21 protein-coding genes are annotated in these 25,231 nt (G+C 56.1%); 12 read left to right on the top strand and 9 right to left on the bottom strand.

Features of this window, described 5'->3' with window-relative positions; all coding sequences use genetic code 11:
• Nucleotides 1–69: 69 nt before the first annotated feature.
• The 5 genes from Q334_RS0107320 (at nt 70) to Q334_RS0107300 (ending at nt 8,911) form a co-directional block, all read left to right on the top strand.
• Nucleotides 70–1,578 carry a carboxypeptidase M32 gene (locus Q334_RS0107320; RefSeq protein ID WP_245593667.1) on the top strand — a complete coding sequence of 503 codons (1,509 nt, stop codon included), beginning with the start codon at nt 70–72 and terminating at the stop codon, nt 1,576–1,578.
• Between the two features lie 309 nt (nt 1,579–1,887).
• Nucleotides 1,888–4,599, top strand: a complete 2,712-nt coding sequence (locus Q334_RS19920) for a PAS domain S-box protein (RefSeq protein WP_051527601.1) — start codon at nt 1,888–1,890, stop codon at nt 4,597–4,599.
• A 47-nt stretch (nt 4,600–4,646) separates the two neighbouring features.
• Nucleotides 4,647–5,120 (top strand): response regulator, encoded by a 474-nt coding sequence (locus tag Q334_RS0107310; RefSeq protein ID WP_035461048.1) that lies wholly within the window; start codon nt 4,647–4,649, stop codon nt 5,118–5,120.
• Nucleotides 5,121–5,123: 3 nt separating this feature from the next.
• Nucleotides 5,124–7,385 (top strand): putative bifunctional diguanylate cyclase/phosphodiesterase, encoded by a 2,262-nt coding sequence (locus Q334_RS18375; protein WP_051527600.1) that lies wholly within the window; start codon nt 5,124–5,126, stop codon nt 7,383–7,385.
• A gap of 68 nt (nt 7,386–7,453) precedes the next feature.
• Complete coding sequence (locus Q334_RS0107300) at nt 7,454–8,911, top strand: aminoacyl-histidine dipeptidase (RefSeq protein ID WP_027312628.1); 1,458 nt, start codon at nt 7,454–7,456, stop codon at nt 8,909–8,911.
• Nucleotides 8,912–8,959: 48 nt separating this feature from the next.
• Here Q334_RS0107300 and Q334_RS0107295 read toward each other — a convergent pair whose 3' ends face one another.
• Complete coding sequence (locus Q334_RS0107295; RefSeq protein ID WP_027312627.1) at nt 8,960–9,436, bottom strand: Lrp/AsnC family transcriptional regulator; 477 nt, start codon at nt 9,434–9,436, stop codon at nt 8,960–8,962.
• 130 nt (nt 9,437–9,566) lie between these two features.
• On the opposite strand from Q334_RS0107295, the gene Q334_RS0107290 reads away from it, so the two are divergent.
• Nucleotides 9,567–10,205, top strand: coding sequence for a LysE family translocator (locus Q334_RS0107290; protein ID WP_035461046.1), 639 nt, complete (start codon nt 9,567–9,569; stop codon nt 10,203–10,205).
• Nucleotides 10,206–10,261: 56 nt separating this feature from the next.
• On the opposite strand, the gene Q334_RS0107285 is transcribed toward Q334_RS0107290, so the two are convergent.
• Both Q334_RS0107285 and zigA read right to left on the bottom strand, forming a co-directional pair.
• Complete coding sequence (locus tag Q334_RS0107285) at nt 10,262–10,918, bottom strand: DUF1826 domain-containing protein (RefSeq protein ID WP_051527599.1); 657 nt, start codon at nt 10,916–10,918, stop codon at nt 10,262–10,264.
• On the bottom strand, nt 10,918–12,138 hold the full coding sequence (gene zigA, locus Q334_RS0107280; protein ID WP_027312624.1) for a zinc metallochaperone GTPase ZigA: 1,221 nt from the start codon (nt 12,136–12,138) through the stop codon (nt 10,918–10,920). The genes Q334_RS0107285 and zigA overlap by 1 nt, the downstream gene beginning before the upstream one ends.
• A 105-nt stretch (nt 12,139–12,243) precedes the next feature.
• On the opposite strand from zigA, the gene folE2 reads away from it, so the two are divergent.
• On the top strand, nt 12,244–13,155 hold the full coding sequence (gene folE2, locus Q334_RS0107275; protein WP_027312623.1) for a GTP cyclohydrolase FolE2: 912 nt from the start codon (nt 12,244–12,246) through the stop codon (nt 13,153–13,155).
• A 126-nt stretch (nt 13,156–13,281) separates the two neighbouring features.
• On the opposite strand, the gene Q334_RS0107270 is transcribed toward folE2, so the two are convergent.
• Entirely contained in the window at nt 13,282–13,857 is a 576-nt protein-coding gene (locus Q334_RS0107270; protein WP_027312622.1) for a TetR/AcrR family transcriptional regulator, read from the bottom strand.
• A 140-nt stretch (nt 13,858–13,997) separates the two neighbouring features.
• On the opposite strand from Q334_RS0107270, the gene Q334_RS0107265 reads away from it, so the two are divergent.
• From Q334_RS0107265 to Q334_RS0107245, 5 genes are all read left to right on the top strand, one after another.
• Nucleotides 13,998–15,044, top strand: coding sequence for an alkene reductase (locus tag Q334_RS0107265; RefSeq protein WP_027312621.1), 1,047 nt, complete (start codon nt 13,998–14,000; stop codon nt 15,042–15,044).
• A 4-nt stretch (nt 15,045–15,048) separates the two neighbouring features.
• Entirely contained in the window at nt 15,049–15,801 is a 753-nt protein-coding gene (locus Q334_RS0107260) for a nitroreductase family protein (protein WP_027312620.1), read from the top strand.
• Nucleotides 15,802–15,986: 185 nt separating this feature from the next.
• Nucleotides 15,987–18,056: a putative bifunctional diguanylate cyclase/phosphodiesterase gene (locus tag Q334_RS0107255; RefSeq protein ID WP_211249510.1), complete on the top strand. Its 2,070-nt coding sequence runs from the start codon at nt 15,987–15,989 to the stop codon at nt 18,054–18,056.
• 153 nt (nt 18,057–18,209) lie between these two features.
• Nucleotides 18,210–19,109 (top strand): DMT family transporter, encoded by a 900-nt coding sequence (locus Q334_RS0107250; protein ID WP_035461044.1) that lies wholly within the window; start codon nt 18,210–18,212, stop codon nt 19,107–19,109.
• Between the two features lie 81 nt (nt 19,110–19,190).
• Nucleotides 19,191–19,634, top strand: a complete 444-nt coding sequence (locus Q334_RS0107245; protein WP_027312617.1) for an Lrp/AsnC family transcriptional regulator — start codon at nt 19,191–19,193, stop codon at nt 19,632–19,634.
• Nucleotides 19,635–19,639: 5 nt separating this feature from the next.
• Here the strand turns inward: Q334_RS0107245 and Q334_RS0107240 are convergent, their stop codons facing one another.
• The 5 genes from Q334_RS0107240 to nosZ all read right to left on the bottom strand — a co-directional run bounded on the left by Q334_RS0107240 (nt 19,640) and on the right by nosZ (nt 25,199).
• Nucleotides 19,640–20,167, bottom strand: coding sequence for a nitrous oxide reductase accessory protein NosL (locus Q334_RS0107240; protein WP_027312616.1), 528 nt, complete (start codon nt 20,165–20,167; stop codon nt 19,640–19,642).
• Between the two features lie 19 nt (nt 20,168–20,186).
• Entirely contained in the window at nt 20,187–21,020 is an 834-nt protein-coding gene (locus Q334_RS0107235) for an ABC transporter permease (RefSeq protein ID WP_342667448.1), read from the bottom strand.
• Complete coding sequence (locus Q334_RS0107230; protein WP_027312614.1) at nt 21,017–21,925, bottom strand: ABC transporter ATP-binding protein; 909 nt, start codon at nt 21,923–21,925, stop codon at nt 21,017–21,019. The genes Q334_RS0107235 and Q334_RS0107230 overlap by 4 nt, the downstream gene beginning before the upstream one ends.
• Nucleotides 21,912–23,255, bottom strand: coding sequence for a nitrous oxide reductase family maturation protein NosD (locus Q334_RS18370; protein WP_051527598.1), 1,344 nt, complete (start codon nt 23,253–23,255; stop codon nt 21,912–21,914). The genes Q334_RS0107230 and Q334_RS18370 overlap by 14 nt, the downstream gene beginning before the upstream one ends.
• Before the next feature lie 63 nt (nt 23,256–23,318).
• The gene (gene nosZ, locus Q334_RS0107220; protein ID WP_027312613.1) at nt 23,319–25,199 is read right to left on the bottom strand and encodes a TAT-dependent nitrous-oxide reductase; all 1,881 of its coding nucleotides are present in this window, start codon (nt 25,197–25,199) and stop codon (nt 23,319–23,321) included.
• Nucleotides 25,200–25,231: the final 32 nt, after the last annotated feature.

Below are 25,231 nucleotides of genomic sequence, written 5' to 3'. Positions count from 1 at the left end.
GCTATTTCAGGTCTGTCGAGGTGCCTGTCATCGCTGCTTGATTGCGGCACGAATTATACAGGGAACCCCATGTCTGCAAATGCTGCCAATCAATCTTCGTTAATGGCGTACCAGGAACTGCAAAATCTATTCCAGCGTTTGGCGCACTATCGCCACCTGTTGGCCTTGGGCCACTGGGATCAGGCGGCAATGATGCCCGATGGTGGCATGCAAGCCCGTGCCGATGCCATCGCCGAGCTCAGCAGTCTCTGTCATGCCCAACTCTGCCAACCCCAGGTCAAAGACTGGTTGGCCGCAGCGGAACAAGCCGAGCTGGATGCCTGGCAACGGGCCAACCTCAATGAAATGCGCCGCCAATGGCAACAGGCCAATCTGCTGCCCGCCGAACTGGTCAAAGCCAAGAGCCTGGCAGGGGCGCGCTGCGAACACGGCTGGCGCCAGCAACGCAAGCAGAATGACTGGCAAGGCTTTGCCGCCAACCTCAAGGAAGTAGTTGCCCTTAGCCGGCAAGAAGCCGCCATCCGCGCCGAGCACCTGGGCTGCCGTCGTTATGATGCCCTGCTTGAGCTGTATGAACCCGGCATTGACTGTGCCACCCTGGATAGCCTGTTCGGCCAGATGAAAAGCTGGTTACCCGGTTTAATCCAACAGGTGCTGGCAAAGCAGGCCCAGGAACCCGTTATCCCTCCCCAGGGGCCCTTTGCCATTGCCCAGCAGCGTGAACTAGGGCTGGCGGCGATGGCCAAGCTCGGCTTTGATTTTAACCATGGCCGTTTGGATGTCTCCGCCCATCCCTTCTGCGGTGGTGTGCCCTCTGATGTGCGCATTACCACACGCTACAGTGAAGACGACTTTACCCAGAGCCTGATGGGGGTGATTCATGAAACCGGCCACGCTCGCTATGAGCAGGGGCTACCCAAAGCCTGGGCCTACCAGCCAGTGGGGGAGGCACGCTCAATGGGGGTGCATGAGTCCCAAAGCCTGTTCTTTGAAATGCAGCTTGGCCGTCACCCCGCCATGCTGGAGCAACTGCAGCCGTTGATGGTGCAAGCCTTCCCCCAGCAGCCCGCCTTAGCGCTGGATAACCTGATTCGCTTCTACACCCGGGTACAGCCCGGCTTTATTCGTGTCGATGCCGATGAAGTCACCTACCCCTGTCACATTATCCTGCGTTATGAGTTAGAGAAGGCGCTGATTGAAGGCGAGATTGAAGTCGAGGACATCCCCGCCCTCTGGGATGAAAAAATGCAGGCTTATCTGGGCATCCGTACCCTGGGGAATGACCGCCAGGGCTGCATGCAGGATATCCACTGGACCGATGGTTCTTTTGGCTACTTCCCCAGCTACACCCTGGGGGCCATCTATGCCGCCCAGCAGGCGGCAGCCGTCGAGCGCCAGCTGGGCAGCCTGGATGAGCTGATCCGCCAACAGCGCCTGGGTGAAGTCTTTGCCTGGTTAGAACAACACATCTGGTCCCAGGGCTGCCTCTATAGCACCCCGGAGCTCCTGCAACGGGCCACCGGCGAAAGCCTCAATGCCAGCTATCTGGAACAGCATCTGCGCCGCCGTTATCTTTAACCGGCGCAAAACACTTAGCGGGCCAAGGATGGCCCTGCAAAACTAACAGAACAATTGCAACAATATTAAGCCAAGCTAATCTGCTCATTTGCCCCTAGCAAGCGGGATCATTCTGCTCCATAACATCGCAGTTGCCCTTGGTAAGCGCGTTTGTCATGCCCAATAAGCCAGGATGTGACTGCATAGAGCAGCAATGCGGAGCCATCGCTTAATTCGGCAACCCATCTCGCGATACGCCGATTAATGCGCTAAAAAGTCGTTAGGGCCCCAAAGGATACATAACCCCAACTGATGTATATGGAGACTTGAATGCGCGCAGCACCGGAAGCAGCCCATTCCCCTCTCTGGCAACGGTTCTGGCACTCTCTCACTCGTAGAATGCTAGTTCTCAGCCTAGGCGCACTGGTATTTGGCATGTTTACCGCGGCCACCCTGCTGTATTTCAACCACCAGCAGTACCTACGCCTGAGCGGCCAGTCCGAGTTAAACCATCGCTTGCAGCAACAGACTCTGCTACTCGAGCAAAAACTGTTAACGCTGTATGAAGACAGCCGCTTTCTCAGCCAGCTACCGGCGATCCAACGTCTGTTACAGGGCATGCCCACCCAACCGCTCGTCGCCGCCCTGTTAAAAGCACGCCTTGAGACAGAAGCCGATTACCTGCAAATACGCTTGCTCAGCCTTGCCCCCACTCAAGTGGGTGAAGTCTTGGCCTGGACTAGCCGTGTCCCAGAGGCACTACCCACTACGCCACAAGCCAGCCTGCCCTATGTCCGCCATGCCATCCGGATGCAACCAGGGCAAACCTATATGGCGCCCATTGATCGGCTCGACAATGATGCTCCTGCTGCCTTGAGTCAGCACCCTACCCTGCGCCTGCTCACTCGCATTGGCGAAGATGAACAACATAGCGGGCTGTTGATTGTTGATGTGAATATTCAGGCGCTGCTACAGCGCCTGCAACAACAGAACCCACACTTACATGTGGTTAATAAACACCTGCAACCGCTGCTCCATCCCCTGGCTCCCCAGCATGAGTTCAGCTTTACCCGGGGGGATACCTACCTACTCAGTTCCCTTTTTCCTGACCTGGCCCAATTGCCATTGGATCACCCACAGCAACGCCTGTTAAATGATTACCTGGGCCAGTCTTGGTTACTACACAGCTCACCTTTAGGGCTCAGCCATCGTATCCCCATGGCAGAACCGCTGTGGTTGCTGCAGCTGGTTCCTGAAGATGAACTCGTGCAGGCCCAAACCCGTATTGCCTCGCCGGTTTGGTTAATGCTTCTGGGGGTATGCGTACTCACTGCCATCATCATGGCTTGGTTATTACAGCGGCAACTACGCCCCCTTAATACCCTGTTGGATTTGGTCCACCAGTTAGGGCAAGGCCAGTTTCAAATCCCTGCGCCTACTAAACACCACAATGAGATCGCCCAGATTCAGCAAGCACTACACGATATGGGAGCACAATTAGCAGCGCGGGAGCGGGAGCTGACTCATCAACAAAGTCTGCACCAGGCCATTGTCGATACCAGTGTCAATGGCCTACTCACTGTCAGTGAGGATGGCATTTTGGTCAGCGTCAATCCGGCTGCCGCTCGACTCTTTGGCTATCAACAAGAGGAAATGCTCGGCCAAAACATCAATATTCTGGTACCTGAACAAGTTGCCCCCCATCACCAGCACTACATCAAACAGTACTTGCAAAACGGTGAGTCCAATATCATCGGCAAAACCCGCTCCCTCAATGCACGCCATAAAGCAGGCCACCCCATTCCTGTCTTACTAGCCGTTACCGAGACCCAGGTCAGTGGCCAACGTATTTTTGTTGCAGCGATTCAGGATATGAGCGAACTGCACGAAGCCGAACGCCTGAATGAGCAGCTAGGGCGCCTGATGCAGGCCGCCTCCAACGAAATTATTGTGCTCAATGAACGTTTTGAAATTGAGCGCATGAATCTGGGAGCCCTGAATAAACTGCAGCAAAGCTCCGAGCACCTCTACACCCAGTTGACCGACCTGCTACCGGAGGATGAGGTCAACCGAGTACGCAGCCAACTGAATAACCTCAAACATACTCCCCAACTCGATACGCTGATCACTACGCACTTCCGCCGCCCAGATGGCAGCTTGTATCCGGTAGAAATCCGAGCCTTTGTGTCACGCATTCAAGATCAGTTGCAGTGGGTATTGATTGCACTGGACATTAGCGAGCGAGAAGCCCACCTATTCTCTCTACAACGCTACGCCCAGCAGCTCGAAGCCAGTAATAAGGAACTACAAGACTTTGCCTACATCGCCTCCCACGACCTGCAGGAGCCGCTGCGCAAAGTACAGACCTTTAGTGATCGCTTGCTGGAACTAGAGGCCGACAACCTGTCCGAGCGGGGGCGTGATTACTTAATCCGCATGAAAAGCGCCGCCACCCGGATGCGCTTACTAATCGAAGACCTGCTGGCACTGTCGCGGGTACACCGTCACGTCCTCAACATTGAGCCCTTCTCGTCCCAAGCCCTGGTGGAGGAAGTACTACAGGATCTGGAATTACGCATTCAAGAAAGTCAGGCCCAGGTGCAGATTGAAACCCTGCCCATTTTAGAAGGGGATATTCGTCTATTACGGCAGGTCGTCCATAACCTGCTCACTAACGCCTTGAAGTTTGTCCCCCAGGGCCAACACCCCCAGATTCAGATCAAACCTGTCCACCACCAGCATGAGGAAAAGCACTGGATCGGCATCAGCGTGGCGGATAATGGCATCGGCATTGATCCCCATTATCACGCACGTATCTTTACCCCCCTTGAAAGGCTCAATCCCAGTACGCACTATCCAGGTACGGGCATTGGCTTGGCTATCTGTCAGAAGATCATGCTGCGTCACGGCGGCAAAATTTTAGTCGATAGCCAACTGGGGGGCGGTAGTTGTTTCAGCCTGCTGTTGCCAGCCAGCCGTAGCGAAATGGAGTCAGTATCCACGAATGACAAGGACGCCACAGATAATGCTGGGCATTCGTGATCTGGCATGGGGTTACATCATGGTTCCTCAATTCAGGGAGCAGTGTTATGCACTTATCAGCCGCCGCACTCAAGCAAACCAAAACCGCCCTTAATATTCTGGTGGCGGAAGACGACCCAGATGATCGTTTACTGATTCGCGAGGCCTTTGAAGAATGCCGTATCGCCAATCACATCGACTTTGTTCAGGATGGCCAAGAGTTACTGGATTACCTACTGGGCCAAGGCAAATACAGCGAGCCCGCCAGCCCGCCCGGGATTATCCTGCTCGACCTCAATATGCCCCGTAAGGATGGCCGTGAGGTGCTACAAGAGCTCAAACACCACCCCCAACTCCGCACTCTGCCGGTAATCGTCCTGACTACGTCCAAGTCGGAAGAGGACATTGCCCAGAGCTACCTCAAGGGAGTCAGTGGCTTTATTGTCAAACCCGTCACCTTTAAAGGCCTTGTCGACGTGCTCAAGGGCGTAGGTGAATACTGGCTGGAAATTGTTGAACTGCCACAGCGCACCAAGGTGTAAGTGATGACCCGTCTGGTCTGCCATACCCAGTACCCGGCGGCTTTTGCCCGCTTGTTACCCGATACTTTACTGGCTCGTTACGGCATTGCTTTAACGCAACAGCAGCAGCTAGGGCCCCAGGATCGCCTGCTAGTCGACCAGCCGGGTCTCCATCTTGATCCCGATAATCTGCCGGCCGATGCCTGGATCGCCTGGGGAGGGGAAGTACAGGGACTGCCCGCCCCGCTGGTGTGGATTCCCCATCCGGATCAACTCTCCGATGCCATCCTGCTACGCCTGCTGCTCTATGCTTTGCACTGCGAGCCAGGCCCTGGCCTGGATATTCTGCTGCCCTCCAAGGTCGGTGAGCTGCCAACCCTGGTAGTCGACCGTCAACACCAGGTGCTCTGGGCCAATGCCGGCGCTCGGCGTTTAGGCACCCTGCCGGGCCTGCACCTGGAGCTACAAAGCATGGAGGCCCTTAACCTGGGCACACCGGAGCAATGGTTTATTCCTGTGGCAGAGGGTTGGGATGACTTATTGTTTTGGCAACTGGCCCCGGTAACAGAGCTATACCAGCAATGGCAAGAAAACCGCCAGCAAAAAATATTACTAGAGCAAGCCCTGGAAGGTTCAGGCGATAGCCTTTGGGTATGGGATGTACAGCAGAATCGCCTGCACTTCTCCGCTAACTGGTATAAACAAACCGGCCTTGCCGAAGTGCCAGGCATCCACTGCTTGGAAGACTGGTTGGCAGTCATTGAACCCACTGAACGGGAACACTTCGAGTATCAACTCAGCCAACACCTGCAAGGGGATAGCACCAGCCTACGCTTAACTTACAAACTCAAGCGTATCGTTGGCCTCCGTGATACCTGGATGCAGTGCCGGGGACGAGCTACCCGCGATAACCAGGGCAACTTGGTTAAAATTGTCGGCCACCAAACGGATATCAGCCACAACTTCACTGAAAATGCCGAGTTACGCCAACAAGCGGTGGTCGATACGCTGACAGGACTGCCAAACCAAAGCCAGTTTATGCGTGACCTGGAGCAGGCCCTTAGCCAACAGCAGCAAGATCAAGAACACCTGTATGCCTTACTGTTTCTCGATCTAGATGAATTTAAAGCCGTGAACGACAGCCTGGGGCACGTTACCGGCGATCGCCTGTTGGTCAAGATTGCCCGCCGTTTACGGCAAAGTGTCCGCCAGCAGGATGTGGCCGCGCGCTTGGGGGGAGATGAATTTGCCATCATCATAAAAGCGGTGGATCACCAGGAAGATATTCAGCAACTTAGCCAACGTATTCTGGATGATTTGTGCCGCCCCTATCAGATAGACCAGCATGAACTGCAGCCCAGCTTTAGCTTGGGTATTGCCTTGATGCGCGATTACCAGATGTTAGAGCCTTTGCTACGCGATGCCGATACCGCCATGTATTGCGCTAAGCGCCGTGGCCATAATCAAATCAGCTTTTTTACCCCCACCATGCATGAGGCCAGCAAACAACGTCTCAAAATCAGCCATGACCTGCGCCATGCCCTACAACAGGAACAACTGTGCCTGTATTACCAACCCATCTGGCAACTGGAACCACGCCAGCTGCATGGCTTTGAATGCCTGATTCGTTGGCCACATCCGGAGCTCGGGCTGATTATGCCTGGTGATTTCCTGCCTCTGTGCAACGAACTGGGGCTGATCAATCAGCTAACCCTGTTCACTCTGCACCAAGCCGCCCGCCAATTGCGCCGATGGCAACAAAGTGATCCGCAGTTTAACGGCTATTTAAGCGTCAACCTCAGCCCCCAGTGTTTAATGCAGGACGATCTGGTTCAGCAGTTGTTGGAGATCAATCAAAAATACCAACTGCCGGAGGGACGGCTACGCCTGGAGATCACCGAAGATACTCTGCTGCACAAATCCGAGCATACCCGCAACGTCCTAGCGGCCTGCGTCGCCACGGGTTATCAGATCTATCTGGATGATCTGGGAACCGGTTACTCCTCACTGAGTTACCTGCTCGACTTCCCCATTCAGGCGGTCAAAATTGATCGCTCTTTTATCGCCGGGTTGCCGAATAACGAACGCTCCCTCAAGATCGTCAAGGCCATCCTCGGCCTAGCAGACTCCTGTGGCATTAAAGTCATTGCTGAAGGCATTGAAACCCCCGAGCAGCAACGACTATTAGAGCAACTAGGCTGCCACTGTGTGCAGGGCTTTTACCTTGGCAAACCGCGCCCAGTCGAGCAACTGCAGGACTGGCTGGCCTTGGCTTGCCCCCGTTAAAGCAGTAAGCTCAGCCAAGTCTCAATCAGGCTCCAGGATGGAGTCCTCCATAACAAAAGAGTCCGACCATGTCATTGCTGCAACTGCAACCGGCTGCCCTCTGGCGGCATTTTCAAACCCTCTGTGATACCCCCCGTCCCTCCGGCCATGAACAAGCGCTGCGCTCCTTGCTGATCGAATGGGCCCAGGCACGTGGCCTCAGTAGCGAAGTGGATGAGGCCGGTAACCTGCTCATTCGCAAGGCCGCTACCCCCGGTATGGAAGATCGTCCAGGCGTCATCCTGCAAGGTCACCTGGATATGGTGGCCCAGGCTAATGCCGACACCCCGCATAACTTTGTCACCGATCCCATTCGTACCCGTATCGAAGATGGCTGGGTGCATGCCCAAGGCACCACCCTGGGGGCTGATAATGGCATGGGGGTCGCCGCTGCGCTGGCAGTGCTGGAGAGCGATGATATTGCCCATGGCCCGCTAGAAGCCCTCTTTACCATTGAAGAAGAAAGCAGCATGCGTGGCGCTCTGGAATTGCGTCCCAACTGGCTGCAAGGCAGCCTGCTGCTCAACCTCGACTCAGAAGACCGGGGTGAAGTCTATGTCGGCTGTGCCGGTGGGGTCGATGTAAACTGCCAGCGTAGCTTTGCCCAGGCAAGTGTACCGGCAGATTGGCAAGGGGTACGCCTCAGCCTGAAAGGCCTGCGTGGCGGCCACTCCGGTCTGGATATTCATAAGGGACGTGGCAATGCCAACCGCCTACTGGTGCGCTTGTTACTGGCCGCATTGGAACAAGCCCCCCTGCGTCTGCATAGTTTCAGCGGCGGCACCCTGCGCAATGCCCTACCCCGTGAAGCCTTTGCGGAGCTGGTGCTGCCCCAGGATGCGCTGGATGAACTGCAAAGCCTGGTAGCGCACTACCAACAGCTGTACCTGGCCGAGTTGGGCGATGTCGAGCCCAAACTACAGCTGCAACTCGAACTGCAGAGCAGCCCCAGCCAAGCACTCAATGACACCGCCAGCCTGCAAATGCTACAGCTGTTGGATGCCGCTCCCCATGGGGTTGAGCGGATGAGCCCACACTTTGCCGGGGTGGTGGAAACCTCCAATAACCTGGGAGTAGTACGGCTGCAACAGGGTGAGTTTAGTGCCTGTCTGATGGTGCGCTCACTGCGGGATAGCGCCACCCTGGCGCTGGCCCATCGCATCCGCAGCCTATTCCAGTTAGGTGGCTGTGAAGTGGCGATGGAAACCCCCTATCCCGGCTGGACCCCGAATCCACAGTCCCAGTTGCTGACCCTGTTCCAACAGGTGCATGCCCAGCAATTTGGTAAAGAAGCCGATGTGAAGGTCATCCATGCCGGTCTCGAGTGCGGCATTATTGGCGCCATTTATCCTGAGCTGGATATGGTCTCCTTTGGCCCCATTATCCGCGGTGCCCACTCACCGGATGAACGCGTCCACATCGAGTCGGTTCAGGACTTTTGGCAAACTCTGGTAAACCTGTTGGCGGCCATTCCCGCCAAGCCCTAACCTGCCCTGGGGGGCCTCACCCCCCCACGATGGCCTGCCGTTAGCGAATTACAGCGGCAGGCTATCGCCCTCTTTAATACTGCGTAACGACAGGGTCGAATGCACACTGGCCACCCCAGGCAAGCGTCTGAGCACCTCAGCGCTATAAAGACCAAAAGCCTCCAGATCCTCCGCCACCACTTGCAGCATATAATCCGCCTCCCCTGATACGTTATGACAGGACAATACCTGCGCCTGTGCCGCCACCGCCCGCTCAAACTCCTCTGTCACTGCAGTATGGTGACTACTGATTTTGACCTGCACAAAGGCCAGCACCCGGTAATTGAGTTTGCGCCTGTCCAACTGGGCCCGATAACCGCTGATATAACCCTCTTCCTCCAAACGTTTGAGGCGACGCCAACAGGGAGTTTCACTGAGGTTTACTTTCTCCGCCAGCTTGGCATTACTTAAACGGCCATCCTGCTGCAATAGACGCAAAATCTGCACATCGGTTTTATCCAGCGCCTCATGCACGTACTTTTTCAAGACTCCACTCCTTTATCGTTATTTTAAGAAAGACTCTGCTCAAAATATTGCCCACAACGGCACAAATGGCAATCTCCCTCTCGCCTCCCTTTCCTACAATAGACGCCGCCACTCCTCTTGAGTCTTATCTATGTTCGGTGCTGAATTAGTCCTGATCCCCTTTATCTTTGCCTGCTTGGCCATTTATCTGGCACCTGGGCCGGATATGCTGCTACTGGTCAGTACCGGCCTCAGCCAAGGGATACGTCCAGCCCTCTACACCGCACTCGGCACCGCCTGCTCCCGCAGTTTACATGTCCTCTTCGCCGCCTTTGGCATGGCCACCCTGATTAATAGCCACCCTCTGGCGCTGGATGCTGTGCGCCTGATCGGTGCCAGTTATTTACTGTGGATGGCCTGGCAGGCTATTCGTCAGCAACGCTTGACCAAAGCCACTGATGGCCTGCAGGTTGTCGCCAAAAGTCACTTTGCCAGCTACTTCAAACGGGGCTTTTACACCAACCTACTTAACCCTAAAGCCCTGCTGTTTTGCTCGCTGTTTTTACCGCAATTTATTGGCGCCAGCAGTCATCCGTTACAGGCCATCTTGCAACTGGGGGTTATTTTCGTCTTGATTGGTTTAAGTCTGGATGGGGTCTATGCCTGGCTGGCAGGCTACGGTGGCCAGTGGTGGCGTAAGCGGCAACAACAGGGTTCAGGACTGGTCAACTATTTACAGGCCGGCGTCTTTGGCCTCTTGGCCAGCCATCTCTTGCTCGCAACGGGCTAATCCGCCCCCGACATAGTCATGGATGAGAGTAGCCTCTCATCCCTCTTCAACGGTTCTTACTCCAACCAATCCAGGGTGAGTAATAAACGTCGCTGCCCCTGTGCAAGCGGTGGCGAGCGATGCACAATGCCCTGACCTTGGTAATCCGCTCCAGCCTGAGTCAGCCAACGCTCCCCTTTCAGCCAAGCCACCTCACCACAGCCCGCCTGCCTCACCTCAACAGGCTGCTGGTTCGGAGCTGACAGGGTACGTGCCTGACGGGCGGGCACCCATTGTGGCCCTGGGCCATGGTAAGCGCACACCAAACGCACACTGACCTGATCGACATGCCAACGCGGGCACTGGGCGTGATCCAGACTGCGCAGGCGCAAGCCCAGGGTCTTGGCTCCCAACAAGCAGGCATACAGGCTGCACAGCTCAGCGACATCATCAATAAAGGCCTGATAACCAGGCCAGTGACTCGCATGGGACAGCCAATCCGCCAGTTCAACCTGCTCGTCCTCTTCGCGCACCGCCAGGGTGAGCAGCCAATGGCCATCACCGTCCTCCGCCAAGCGAGCGGCAAAGTCTGCCACCTCTGGGGTTAACCTACGCTGCCACAGCACCAGGTTGACCTCATCCTTGAGGATATCGGTACAGACCGACAACTCGGGACTCAGCGACTGACTCAGGGCAGGTAACGGCGACAGTGCCCATGCATCCGCCACCCTCATCAGGCTACCTCCTCCTCGGCATACTCATACCAACTGGGGAAGGGATCCGCCAGTTGCTGCCAGGCCTCCATCCCTCCCCGGTATTCCTCATCGGTAAGCAAACAGGCATCCAGTTGCTGTTGCCAGGCAGCCCAATCACAGTGTTGACCGATAAAGACCAACTCCTGCTGGCAATCCCCCACTTCGGGATGCCAGCGTGCCCAAATTTGCCCCAGTTCCTGCTCTTCTACCGGCCAGTAATCCTCTGGGGTAAAGCGCCACCAGCGTCCGGCATAACCATAACGCAACATACCTCCAGCCTGGGCCCACTGCCCCACTTCCTGTACCCGAGTCGCTAGCCAGAAGTATCCCTTGGAGCGCAGCAAACGACCTTGGCCCCAGGGCTGTTCGATCAACGTATGTAGTCGCTGCGGGTGAAAAGGACGACGAGCACGATAGACCAATGAGCTAACGCCAAACTCCTGGCTTTCCGCCTGCTCCTCACCGCGCAGTGTCTGCAACCAACCCGCCGCCTGGGAGGCACGCTCAAAGCTAAAGCGCCCGGTGTTGAGAATCGTCTCTAACTCTATCTGTCCCTGGCGCATCGGTTGAATCAAAGCTTCAGGGTTAAGGGCCCTTAGTTGTGCCTCCAACTCCTGATACTCTGCCTGGCTAATCAGATCGACCTTTGACACCAACAACACATCGGCAAACTCCACCTGCTCAATCAGCAAATCCGCCAGGGTACGCTCATCCTCCAGATCCGCCGCTGGATCCCGCTCTGCCAAAGGCTTGGCCTGCTGCAGATCGTTGAGAAAGTTCAGCCCATCCACCACCGTTACCAGGGTATCAAGACGTGCCACATCAGACAGGCTGCGCCCCTCTTCATCACGGAAGGTGAAGGTTTCCGCCACGGGCATCGGCTCACCTATACCAGTGGACTCGATCAGCAGATAGTCGTAACGCCCTTCTTTGGCTAAACGACTCACCTCTTCCAGTAAGTCTTCGCGCAGGGTGCAGCAGATGCAGCCATTACTCATCTCCACCAGCTTTTCTTGCTGTTGTTGCAGGTTTACCCCCTCCTGCAACAGGCGTGCATCGATGTTCAGCTCCGCCATATCGTTGACGATCACCGCCACCTTCAGTCCTGCGCGATTGCGCAACACCTGATTGAGCAGGGTACTCTTCCCCGCACCCAGAAAACCCGACAACACGGTGACCGGCAATAACGGTGATTTCATAGCAAAGCTTCCACGTTCTTTTAGTTTTGTCAGTGCATGGCTGGACAGTCAGGCGCCAACTTTGTTATGTGATAATATAACATCAACTTTAGTCGAGCCAAGTCCATGAACAGCACTTCATCCACCGCCTTACCCGATATTGCCGCCAGCCAACTCGCTTACCAACCCCGCCTAGACTGGGTTGGCATGGAGAAAATACCTTTACCTATCAAGTTATTAGGCCAAGAACAGCGCGCCGCTATCGATATTGGTGTCGATCTTTGCCATCCCCGGCAAAAGGGTATTCATATGTCCCGCCTCTATTTGGGCTTACAGCAGATGAGCGGTATGGAATGGCAGCCTGAGCAACTGCGCCCACAGCTGGACCGTTTATTAAGCAGTCACGCCGGTTTGGCCAAGCAACTGGAAATACGCCTGCACACCGAACTACTCCTCCCACGTCCCTCGCTGCGCTCCAATCTGGAAGGCTGGCAAAGCTACCCCCTGTGGCTTACCACGGGCTTCAATGAGCAGGGCATGACATTGCAAATGGAGTTCTGGCTGACCTACTCCTCCACCTGCCCCTGCAGTGCCGCGTTGTCACAGAGCGCCCAGGCCGAAGCCTTTGAGCAGCACTTCAAACAGCAACCTCTTACTCTGGCTGCGGTAAGCCAGTGGTTACAGAGCCCTCAGGGTTTGGTCGCCACCCCACACAGCCAACGCAGTCTGGCCAAGATCACACTCCAGCTTTCTCCCCAGACGACAGCATGGCCGCTGCGCTTTTGGCTCGACAAGCTGGAGCAGGCATTGGGCACGCCTGTGCAAACAGCGGTAAAACGCCAAGACGAACAAGCCTTTGCCGAACGCAATGCCGCTAATTTGATGTTTTGTGAAGATGCCGCCCGCCGCCTGGGGCAACAACTCGCCCAGGGCACGGACTTATTAGACTGGCGCTTACAGGTAGAGCACCAAGAGAGCCTGCATGGCCACAATGCAGTGGCCTATGCCTCAGCAGGAGGGTGGCACCACTCAACCTGAGCGGGCCTACAGAGGGAGGTAGTCCCCCTCCCTTCACGAAATCGCAGCGACCATGAGCAATAACACCAGACTTAAACCAGCTCTTCTTTAGCTGGACTCAGCTTGCCCCGGGGGAACGCCAATCCGCTAGCCCTGCAGCCCCCGCAGCAACCTCTGCACGACATCTTCCAGCGCGGCACGACTCGGATGGGTATAAGCATAGGTGCGCAAGCCATGCACGCCGACGACCAAAAAGCGGGTCAAATCCTCCGCCGCTGCGGTGCGATCAATTTCACCTGCCGCCTGTGCTGCCTGTACCGCCTGACATAGACGTTGCTCATAAGCCTTTAAAAAATGACATAGCCGCTCGCGCATGGCTTCGTCCTGGCTAGCCAGTTCCGACAGGGTTTTATTGAGTAAGCAACTCGCTGAGTTACAGCTCTGGCTCTCAGCAATGACATCCTGCAAAAAGGCTGCTATCCCCGCCAAGGGACTGGTTTGACTCAGCAACTGTTCCAGTGCCTCGCCACGCAGTTGGATGTAATAGTCCACCGCCGCCTCCAGCAGCCCGCGTTTATTCTGAAACGCGCAGTAGATGCTGCCAGGGTGCAAGCCCGTCGCCTGCACCAAATCCTGCATGGTGGTGGCGGCATAGCCCTTAACACGAAAGGCTTCCATCGCCTGGCGCAGCACCTGCTCTCGATCAAATTCCGGGGTTCGCATGGGCCCTCCTCTGTGTTGGCCATTCTAAACCAAGTCGCAGAAGGGGCTCCAGCATTTTGAACAGGCATTCAAAAATATCTTGAATGATCAATCAAGAAAGACTATCTTGAGCGCACATTCAATTTGAACAGGCATTCAACATGAGCTTTCCCAACCTTTTCGAACCCTATCCGCTCAATGCTGAACTCACCCTGAATAACCGCATTCTGATGGCGCCTTTAACACGCTGCATGGCGGGCCCTGGCTTGGTTCCCACCGATGCGATGGCGGCTTACTATGCGCGGCGTGCGGCGGCAGGTCTGATCATTTCAGAGGCCACCATCATTCGACAGGATGGTCAGGGCTACCCTAACACCCCCGGTATCTTCACCGCTGAACAAATCCAAGGCTGGCAAAAAGTCACCCAGGCGGTGCATGGCAAAGGGGGCAAAATTTTCCTGCAACTGTGGCATACCGGCCGCGTTGCCCACTCTCACTTCACCGGTCAAGCCGTGGTTGCACCCTCTGCTATTGCCGCCAGTGGCAGCGTGCCGCGCATGCGTCACCTGCAGTATGAAGTCCCCCGCGCCCTCAGTCGTGAGGAGATTGCCCAACTGGTTGAGGACTATGCCCAGGCCGCCGAAAACGCCCGGGAGGCAGGGTTTGACGGTATCGAAATCCATGCCGCTAATGGCTATCTGCTCGATCAGTTCCTCCACCATCACACGAACCGCCGTGAGGATGAGTTTGGTGGCAGTCCGGAAAACATGAGCCGCTTGCTGTTACAGGTGGTCGATGCCATCAGCCACCGCATTGGCGCCGCCCGTACTGCCCTGCGCCTCTCCCCTGGCGCCTATGTCAATGATATCCAGGGGGATGAGCGGGATCGTCAGGTCTTTGACTACCTGCTGCAGCAGTTAAATCAGCGTGAGTTGGCCTACCTGCACCTGGGCATCTTTGATGACAGCATGACCTTTGCCTATCTCGATGGGCAGGCCAGCCGCTATCTGCGCCGACACTACCAGGGCACCTTGGTGGGGGTTGGCAGCTACAGCGCCGAAAGGGCCAATCAGGCGATTGCCGCGAAGGAATTTGATCTGATTGCTATTGGCCGTCCCTTTATTGCCAATCCGGACTATGTGGAAAAAGTTCGCGATGGTCGCCCCCTCACGCCCTATAACGATGCCCAACTAGCCAGTCTGGATTAATGTCATGACCCATCCTGTAATTACCCAACTGCTACAACGCCGTTCAGTCCGTCAATTTAGTGGCGCAGCAGTTGCCGAGGCGGACTTACAGCTTATCCTGCAGGCGGCGCAACAAGCCCCCACTTCCATTAACGGCCAACAGGTTTCCCTGATTGTGACCCGTGACAAGGCTCGCATCGCGCGGATTGCCGAGCTGGCCGGTGGCCAGCCCCAGGTGGCAGGAGCGGATGTCTTTATCACCCTGGTGATGGACTTTAACCGTACCGCCATCGCTACCGAGTTGGCCGGCGCGACACAGGTAATCGAACAGTCCGCTGAGGGTCTAATGGCAGGAGCGGTCGATGTTGGCATTATGCTCAATGCGATCCAGACTGCTGCCAACGCACTGGGGTATGGCAGCACCGCGATTGGAGGTATTCGCGCTAATCCGGCGGCGATGATTGACTTGCTGCAACTACCGAGTAAAACCTTCCCCCTTGCAGGTCTGACCTTAGGGGTACCGGACCCCAGCCAACCTGGCGTGGTAAAACCCCGGGTTCCCCTGGCCAGTTTTGCCATGAATGAACACTACAATCAGCAAGCTGTACGCCAAGGCGTCGAACAATACGATCAGCAGCTGCGTCAGTTCTGGGACAGCATCGGCCTGCGGGAGATGCCCTCCTATGCGCAAAGTACCGCCAACTATTACCAACGCATCTACTTCCCCACCGTAGCGGAAAATCTGCAACAGCAGGGCTTTGCCTTCAAAGATCAGTAACCACCCGCAACACTCCCCCCTTTAGCAGGCCGCGCCACTTAGCGGCCTGTATTTTTACTGTTAGTCAACTTCGGCTACACTCATGCCGCCTGGCGCTACCCCAGCCATGCCAACGACGTGTCTTTCCTCTTGGAAAGTCGGCATAAAGCCGGCACAGAATTGCCATCAACATGCAGGACGCAGTAATGACGGGTGAATACGACTATCGCATTGTTCTCTTATCGATTCTGGTGGCGATGCTGGCCTCCTACACGGCTTTGGATCTCGCTGGCCGGGTTACCCAGGCACGGGAGGATCGCAACCCTTATTGGTTAATCGGCGGTGCCGTTGCCATGGGCACAGGCATCTGGTCGATGCACTTCGTTGCCATGCTCGCGTTTAAACTCCCCATTCCGATGGGGTATGACTTCTGGATTACCTTACTCTCCTGGTTTTTAGCGGTACTGGCTTCTGGCCTGGCCCTGTTTGTCATTAGTGCTCCCACCCTTTCCAGTCGCCGCTTAGTAGGGGCAGCGTTACTGATGGGGATAGCCATCTGCGGCATGCACTACACCGGCATGGCCGCCATGCGCATGCAACCTGGTCTCAGTTATGACCCATTGCTCTTTTCTCTGTCGGTATTAATTGCCATTACCGCCTCTCTGGCCGCCCTGTGGATAAGCTTTAGCCTACGCCGTAAAACCGGCCTCAACTCTGTGCTATTAAAGATGGCGGCAGCTGTGATCATGGGGATTGCCATCAGCGGTATGCACTTTACCGGTATGGCCGCCACCCACTTTGCCCCCGGCAGTATCTGCTTAGCTGCCAGTGCTCTTGATGCCACTTGGTTGGCGCTGGTTATTGCCCTCGGTTCTTTTGCATTAATGTCCATTACTCTGGTGGTCGCCACCCTCGACCGCCGCCTGGAAAGCCGTACCGCAGAGCTAGTAGACTCCCTGCGCCGCGCCAATGAAGAATTGCTACACATCAGCCTGCACGATCATCTGACCCAGCTGCCTAATCGGGTACTGCTAGAGGATCGTTTAAAACACAGCATCCAGAGTGCCCACAGCAATCAAAGCCGTTTTGCCCTGGTGTACATTGATCTCGACGGCTTCAAAGCTGTGAATGACAGCCTCGGGCATCATATGGGAGACCGTCTGCTGCAAAAGGTTGCCCAAGCCATTTTGGCCCCCTTGCGCGAGGCCGACACCTTGGCCCGTATGGGGGGAGATGAGTTTGTCCTCTTGCTAGAAGACCTCAGCTCACCTCAGGATGTATCAGCTATTTGCTCACGGGTTCTGGATGCCATTCATGCTGTTGATGGCATCGGCCGCCATCACTTTAGCGTCTCCGCCAGTATGGGTATCGCCATCTATCCGGATGATGGCGAAGACAGCTCAACACTGATGGCCCATGCCGATACCGCCATGTACCACGTGAAAAACTCGGGTAAAAATGGCTACCAATACTTCCAGGCGCAAATGAACCAGGAAGCCACCGAAGACTTCCGGATGCAGATGGATCTGCGCAATGCCATCGAGCACAACCAACTCAGCCTGCATTACCAGCCCAAATATCAAACCAAAGGCGGGCTACTCTGTGGTGCCGAGGCGCTACTGCGCTGGCAGCATCCCGAGCTAGGCGCTATCTCCCCCAGTCGCTTTATTCCCATCGCCGAGCGCTTTGGCTTGATCAATCGCCTGGAAAACTGGGTACTGGATCAAGCCTGCCAACAGATTCGCCACTGGCAACGAGAGGGGATGCAGGTTCCTCCCATTTCTATCAATCTGTCTCCCACCCGCTTCCGCCAGGATGATTTGGTCGAGAAAGTAGAAGAAGCGATTCGCAACTATGAACTCAAGCCAGGACAGTTGATTCTGGAAATCACCGAGTCCTCCTCCATTGAAGATCCCGAGCAAGCCCTGCAAACCCTTTATCGCTTGCAAAGTCTGGGGGTGCTGCTGGCTCTGGACGACTTTGGCACCGGCTACTCCAGCCTGTCGTATCTGACACAGTTGCCGGTCCAGCAACTGAAGATCGACCGCTCCTTTATTCGCCATTTGCGCGATCGTGGTCATAACAGCCAGGTGGTGCATGCCATCATTACCCTGGCCCATGCGCTGAACCTGGAGGTGATTGCCGAGGGGGTCGAGACAGAAGAAGAGCATCGCCAATTGGAAGCCTTCGCCTGTGATCAGATTCAGGGCTTCCTGCTCAGCAAGCCCTTACCCGTCGAAAACTTTGTTGAGGAACTGAAAAAGCGCCAAGCCTAACTTTCGATTCAAAGGCGCAAACCATCAATAAACAGCAAAAATAAGCCTTATTACCTTTAAATCAATAGAAGTGCTACTCACAGCCTCGTGCCTGCCCCGTACAATAGCGCTCACTGGGTCACTCTCCGTGACCCAAGGCTGTGAGGACTAACGATGATCAGGCGCTATCAATCCCATTTACTACTCATCACCGTGGCCGCCATCTGGGGCTCCGCCTTTGTCGCGCAGAGTGCCGGCATGGATCACCTCGGCCCCCATAGCTTTAACGCCGCCCGCTTCCTGCTCGGTGCCCTGTCATTACTCCCTCTGTGGTGGTTGCTGCGCGGCAGCCGCGGCCCTCAGGGCATGACCCTGGTATGGGGCAGCTTGGCCGCAGGGGTAGTGATGTTTGGTGGCTTCAGCATGCAACAGTTTGGCCTGCTCTATACCACCGCCGGCAATGCAGGCTTTATCACCAGCCTCTATATCGTACTGGTGCCACTCTTTAGCATCTGGCTGGGGCAACGTCCCAATGGCCAAACCTGGGCGGGGGTCGCCCTGGCCTTGCTTGGCCTCTACAGCCTGTCGATTGGCCCCAATCTGGCGATGAATTACGGCGATATTCTGGTCTTGATCGGCGCCTTCTTCTGGACCGCTCATGTGCTGGTGATTGGCTGGCTATCGCCGAAGCTTGACGCCATCAGCCTGTCGATTGGCCAATTTATTGTCGCCATGTTGCTGGCCACCCTGGCCGCCAGTTTCTATGAAACCCCGACTCTGGCTAACTTCAGTGCCGCCTGGTTACCACTGTTGTATGCCGGGGTCGCCTCCAGCGGTATCGCCTGCACCCTGCAAATCATTGCCCAACGCCGGGTCAGCGCCAGTGTCTCTGCCCTGATCCTGTCTTTCGAAGCGGTGTTTGCCGTCATCGGCGGCTGGCTACTGCTGGATGAAACCTTAGGATTGAAGGAATGGCTCGGTTGCGGCCTGATGCTGGCGGGGATTCTGATTTGCCAATGGCCCAGTCGCGCCAAGCCAGTCACTGCAACAGCAGAGTTGGCTGCTGGCCAATAAGCCCTTGTCAGGCACACCCCGGCAGGCGATGATGCCGGGGTGGTTACTTTCTCCGTTCACTCATTCGCTCTCTGACTCAGCATGCTTGACGCCATCAACCGCAAAATACTGCTCGCCCTGCAAGAAAACGCCCGCATCAGCTATGCCGAGCTGGCCAAGCGGGTGCACCTCTCTGCCCCCGCCGTGGCGGAACGCCTGCGTAAACTGGAAGAGGCCGGCATTATCCAAGGTTACGGCCCACGTCTAAACCTGGATAAGCTCGGCTTCCCGATTCTCGCCTGGGTGCAGTGCAAGGTATTCCGGGCCAAAGAGCGTGAATTTAAAGCCCTGGCGTTGGCCACTGCCGAGGTGGTGGAATGCCATAACGTCACCGGCGAGCAAGCCTTTCTGATCAAGCTGGCCACTCGCTCCATGGCCGAGCTGGACGCAGTGCTGGAGCGTTTTTGTGACCTGAGCGATACCAACACCATGATGATCCTCTCCACTCCGGTGCAGCGCCCACTGCCAGATACCTTTACCTCCTGATCGCCTCAGTGGCCACTACCCAGCTGGTTGATTAACTCCAGCGTCAGTTGCTCAAAGCGATACAGCTCGCCGCCATACTGCTTGGCAAAAGCCTCCGCCATCGGCTGGCTGGCAAAGCTGGCCAAGGTTGGCCCCATCGCCCCGCGCTGACTTGCCCCGGCAACAAAATAAGCCTGGCGGGCATCAATAAAGTAGTCATCATCCGGCTGTCCCCAAGGCACCTTGCTCATATCGTGCACATAGATTGCGCTTAAGCGATGGGCGCGCTCCGGATCAAGGGCATAGGCCAGCAGATCACGAGTGGAGCAAAACTTCCTCACCTCAGGGCTATCCGACTCATACAGCTCCCCTTTCGGCCCGGGATGATGGTGGATAATCATGCCGCACAGGTGGCATTCATCGGCGCTTTCAATCGCCACCGCCTTGGCCAATACGGCGGACGAGGCAGAGTGAGTTTGATCACAGCCACCCACAGCCAATATACCGCCCAGCCATATCCCAATAAGACCTAACCTGATGATGTGCTTGCGCATCTTAGCTTCTCCCTGCTTGCTATAACGGACGCCGATTAAAGCGCCACAGCGCCCAACTGATCGGCAACACTATCCAACCCAGCATCGCCACCAGCAGAGTAGGCAAGCCATAGGGCAACTGCTGCGCCAACGCCATCACCCCATCCAGCGGCTGGCCCGCGGCAAACTGCGCCAGGGTAAAAAGCCGGAAAATATCGGTAGGGTTCAATAGCAATAAATAGGGGAATAACTGTGCTGAGAGCTGATCCTGCGCAGCCACCAAAGCCGCTAACAGAGCCAGATCAAACACCAGCACCAGCAACAACCATAACCCCAGGGCCAGTCCCGCTGCTTTCGATTTCTCCTGAGCACCGGCGCTGATGCCATAGGCCAGGGCAATAAAACACCAACCCAATAAGATCGCCGCGGCGATAAAGAGCGCAAAAGCACGGATAAGTGGCCAAGCCTCCTGGCCACCACTCAACACCAATATCAGGGCCGCTCCACTAAAACCGAGCAGGGTGGCTCCCGCCATAATGAACCCTTGCCCCAGGAGTTTGCCCAGCAGAATGTGCCAACGTTGCAGCGGGTAAGTCAGCAGTAACAACAGCGTCCCTTGCTCCGCCTCCCCCACCAGGCTGTCATAGCCCAACACCAGCGCAATCAGCGGAATCACCAACACCGCCAGGCTCGCCAGACTGACCATGGTGGTGGCCAGGGGGGCCTGGCCTAATTGGCCTGAAGCTGCACCCCCCACCCAGGCAATCCCCACCGCCATCAGCGCCAACATGATCGCAATGGCCGCAAACCAGCGGTTGCGCAAACCATCGCGGAACTCTTTGCCCGCCAGGGTCAGCAGTAAAGACAGACTCATCGTATTTCTCCTTGCTGGTGCAACTCCGCCATCAGGGCGTAGTAGACATCCTCCAGGGTGGGCATCTGCACACGGATATTGTGCAAGCCTGGCAGCCCGACACAGGCCTGCAACCAACTGAGTTTTTCCTGCTGGGCAATCGTCACCCGCACCCCGCTATCATGGCGCTCCGTGCTTAAGGGCTGTAGGCTGGCGGGCAACTGCACCTGTCCTTCCAGCTCCAGTTGCAGGGGCAATTGGCAATCACGGCTGAGTTGCTCGACCTTATCCAACGCCAGTAACCGCCCCTGCCCCAGAATCGCTGCTCGATCCAGATGATGCTCCACCCCTGGCAGCACATGGGAACACAGCAGGATGGCGCAACCACGGGCGCGATGCTGATCAAGCAGCTGGTAAAACTCGCGGGTGGCAATCGGATCCAGCCCCACGGTGGGTTCATCCAGTAACAATAGGCGCGGCTGGCCGAGCAGGGCCTGGGCCAGGCCCAAGCGCTGGCGCATCCCCTTGGAGTAGGTTTTCACCTTACGCGTTGCCGCCGCAGCCAGGCCCAACTGCTCCAGCAATGGCATGCACTGGCTCAGCGCCACGCCCTTCAAGCGCGCGAAAAAGCGCAACACTTCCAGGCCACTTAACTGCTCGTAAAAGCTGACATTCTCTTGCAAAAATCCCAGCTGTTGGCGCAACTGCTGGCCCTGACTGCCACAGGGGTTGTGGCCAAATAACTGCACCCGCCCCTGCTGTGGGCTAAGCAACCCAAGAATCAGCTTGATGGTGGTGGTTTTACCGGCACCGTTATGACCAAACAAACCGAGGATTTCGCCTTCACGAATATCCAGACTAATCCCCTGCAGGGCGGCCAAGGCACCAAACTGTACTTTCACCTCAGTTAATTCAACGACCGCCATAGCCACGCTCCTGCAATAAGGTCTCGATCGGCATCACCGCAAGGGGCGTAGCCATCAGTGGATAGGAGTCCCGCACGCCGGGTGGACGAAACACTGGAAACTGACGCTGCACCCAACGCAGGGTCAGCACCGCCGGACTGTTGAACAGCATCCGCGCACTGGGGTACTGCCATAGCAAGCGGTCAACGCCATCGTTGGGTTCATAGTAGGCATCCCCCAGACCATCCTCGTTATGGTCCCAACCCAGGTAATCACTCCAGTAATTGCCCTGCCCCTCGACCGACCACTCCTGGGAGCGAGTGGAGACGTACTTCACCTGGGTGCGGTTGTGGATAAAAGCATTGCCCTGCAGCTGGTTATCCTCGGAACCGGCGGTCAGATGCACCCCCAGATCCGAGCGGGCAAACAGATTGCCCTCAATGCGGTTATACAGGGAGTTATAAACAAACAGTGCCTTACCTTCCCCTCCCAGCACCTTGCTGCCGCCCTGCTGCTGCGGAGTACGGGCACTTTGCACCTCAAACACCTGATTACCGCTAATGTCCGAGTCGGTAATAAAGTTCATCAAAATGCCGTAGTTCATATCCTGATAAGACAGGTTATCCCGTACGGTTAAGCGCTTGGACTGCATCAGGGCATAGCCGGTGCGGGTGCGCAAGGTGATGTTGCCTAGCACCTGATTGGAATGGGAGTACATGTAATGCACGCCATAGCGTAGATCGCGCAGCAGGTTGCCCTCTAGGCGATTGAAGTTGCTGGAGTCGATATAGATGCCATCGCGGCTATGCCAGACCTCGTTATCCTTGACCAGGGCACCACTGACATTAAACAGATGGATGCCATTACCCCGGTCTTCACTGCGGACACGGTCATCCCCCTCGATTTGATTGGCTGTAATCTCCACATCGGCAGCCGCATCGACCCAGATACCAAAGCCAATGCCCTGCAGGCGGTTGTGGATAATGCGACTAGCGCTGGCTTGCTTGTGAATAAAGATACCGGCATGCAGTTGGCCCAGATCCCGCCCCCAGTTTTCGATCTGCAGGTGAGCGATCACGACCCCGGGACTGCGAATTTCCAACCCATGGCCCGCCCCGCCACTATCAATGATGGCAGGGGAGGCCCCCGCCACCCCACGTAGCTGGATGGCTTTATCAATCATCAACGGGCCGCGATAGCGTCCCCCTTGCAGCACAATCTCGTCACCACTGTTTGCCTGCTGTAACAGGCGCTGCAGGGTGGCATCATCTGCCGCTTGAAACTGAGCCGCACTGACCATGCCGGACAACCACCAGCACAGGATCAGCAGGCTTTGCAGTAACAGACGCATAGGCTCCTCTCTACGTCTGAACGGGAAAGGGGCAGCAGGCTGCCCCCGGATCAGGCGGACGGTTTAGGCCGGTTCGACCAGCATTCGTCCACTCATTTCCATGTGCAGGGCATGGCAGAACCAGTTGCAGTAGTACCACTGCACCCCAGGCTTATCTGCCACAAAGGTGACAGACGCGGTCTGCTGTGGACTGATCTCCATGCTGACGCCGTGATTGACCATACAGAAGCCGTGGGTGACGTCCTCAATGGTATCGAGGTTGGTGATGGTGACGGTCACCTCATCTCCCTGCTTCACCTTGAACTCGGTCAGACCAAAGTTAGGCGCCACCGAGGTCATATAGACCCGCACCTTATTGCCCTCGCGGATAATCTTGTTATCGCTTTCCAGGGTGATGCCGTCCTTGTCCGCCATCGCCTTGGTGCTGGCAAAGAAGGGATCGTCGCGCTTCCAGATTTTCAGCGGTTTCATCTTCGAGCGATGGACAATCATGCAGTCATGGGGCTCGGCAAAGGTGGGGCCGTCATGCAGCAGCTTCATTTCATCGCCGGAGATATCAATCAGCTGATCATTCTCGGCATGCAAGGGGCCACAGGGCAGGAAACGGTCTTTAGAGAACTTACACAGAGACACCAGATACTTGCCGTCCGCTTCGCTCGTTTCCCCCATGGTGGTGTGGTTATGGCCCGGCTGATACTGCACATCCAGCTTCTGCAGAATGTAATCCACCTTCTCACCCTGGTAGGCCTTGATCGCCTTGTCGATATCCCACTTCACAATCTGGGAGTCGATAAACAGGGTGGTGTAGGCATTGCCACGACCATCAAAGGCAGTATGCAAAGGCCCAAGACCCAACTCGACCTCGGCGGCCACCACGCCACGGGGGTCGCTGAGCTTGCCATTAAAGAGATCATCAAACTTGTGCAGGTCGAGCACCGTCACGGTGGGGGACAGCTTGCCGGCGGCAACGGCATAACGGCCATCTGGGGCGGTATTCATACCGTGGGGGTTTTTCGGTACGGGAATATAGGCAGTCAGTTCTGAGCCCTTGGTGCCATCCAGCACCGGCACCTTGGCATCACCCAGATGGATAAACTTACCCGCCTTCACCGCCGCTTCGATACGCTCAATATTGAACACCACCACATGGTCACGCTCGTTGCGCATCATGTCGGTCAGATACACCCCACCCTCGGAGTTATAGCAGGTGGAGAAGGCATATTTGCCGCTGTAATCCGCATCGCAGTTATCCAGGTTGCCATCGACAATAACCTGCCAGGCGACTTCCATGGTTTCCGCATCTATGGCGTTGAACATGGTGCGATATTTGCCAATATCCTCCATATCCCGGCCATCGTTGGGTTGCGGAATAATCATCTCGGCATTGGCAAACACATACTTGGTGAAGGGCACCTTTTGCAGGCGCAGACCATGAATCGCCTGCACGTTGGGCACCGTGGTGATCTTGTCAGTCTTCATGATGTCGCAACGGATACGCGCCACCCGGGTGTTGGCCTTGTCATTGATAAACACGTACTTGCCATCGTACTTACCATCGGTAAAGGACATGCGCGGGTGGTGAGAGTCACCATTCAAGAAGGCCGTATGACCCAGCACTTCCTTACTCTCATTGGTAATCCCCCAGCCGGTGGCTGAGCAGGTGTTAAATACCGGAATACGCATCAGTTCGCGCATGGAGGGCACCCCCAGAATACGCACCTCGCCAGAGTGGCCACCACTCCAGAAACCGTAGTATTCATCCAGTTCACCCGGTGCTACCTGCCCCGTCGCGGTGGAGGCCAGGGCAGTGGGGGCCAATAAGCTGCCGCCTACCCCCACACCGGTGGCAGCCGCACCTGCCAGGGCCGCAGAGGAACCGAGAAACATCCGGCGACTCATGCGTACATGTTCAGAAACCTGCTTATCATTGGGATCGATTTTCATCACATTCTCCTTAAGAGCAGCCGGGGGATTCA

Source organism: Balneatrix alpica DSM 16621, assembly GCF_000619885.1.
In the GTDB taxonomy this organism is placed as follows: Bacteria; Pseudomonadota; Gammaproteobacteria; order Pseudomonadales; family Balneatricaceae; genus Balneatrix; species Balneatrix alpica.
This window is presented reverse-complemented; position numbering and strand designations above follow the sequence as displayed.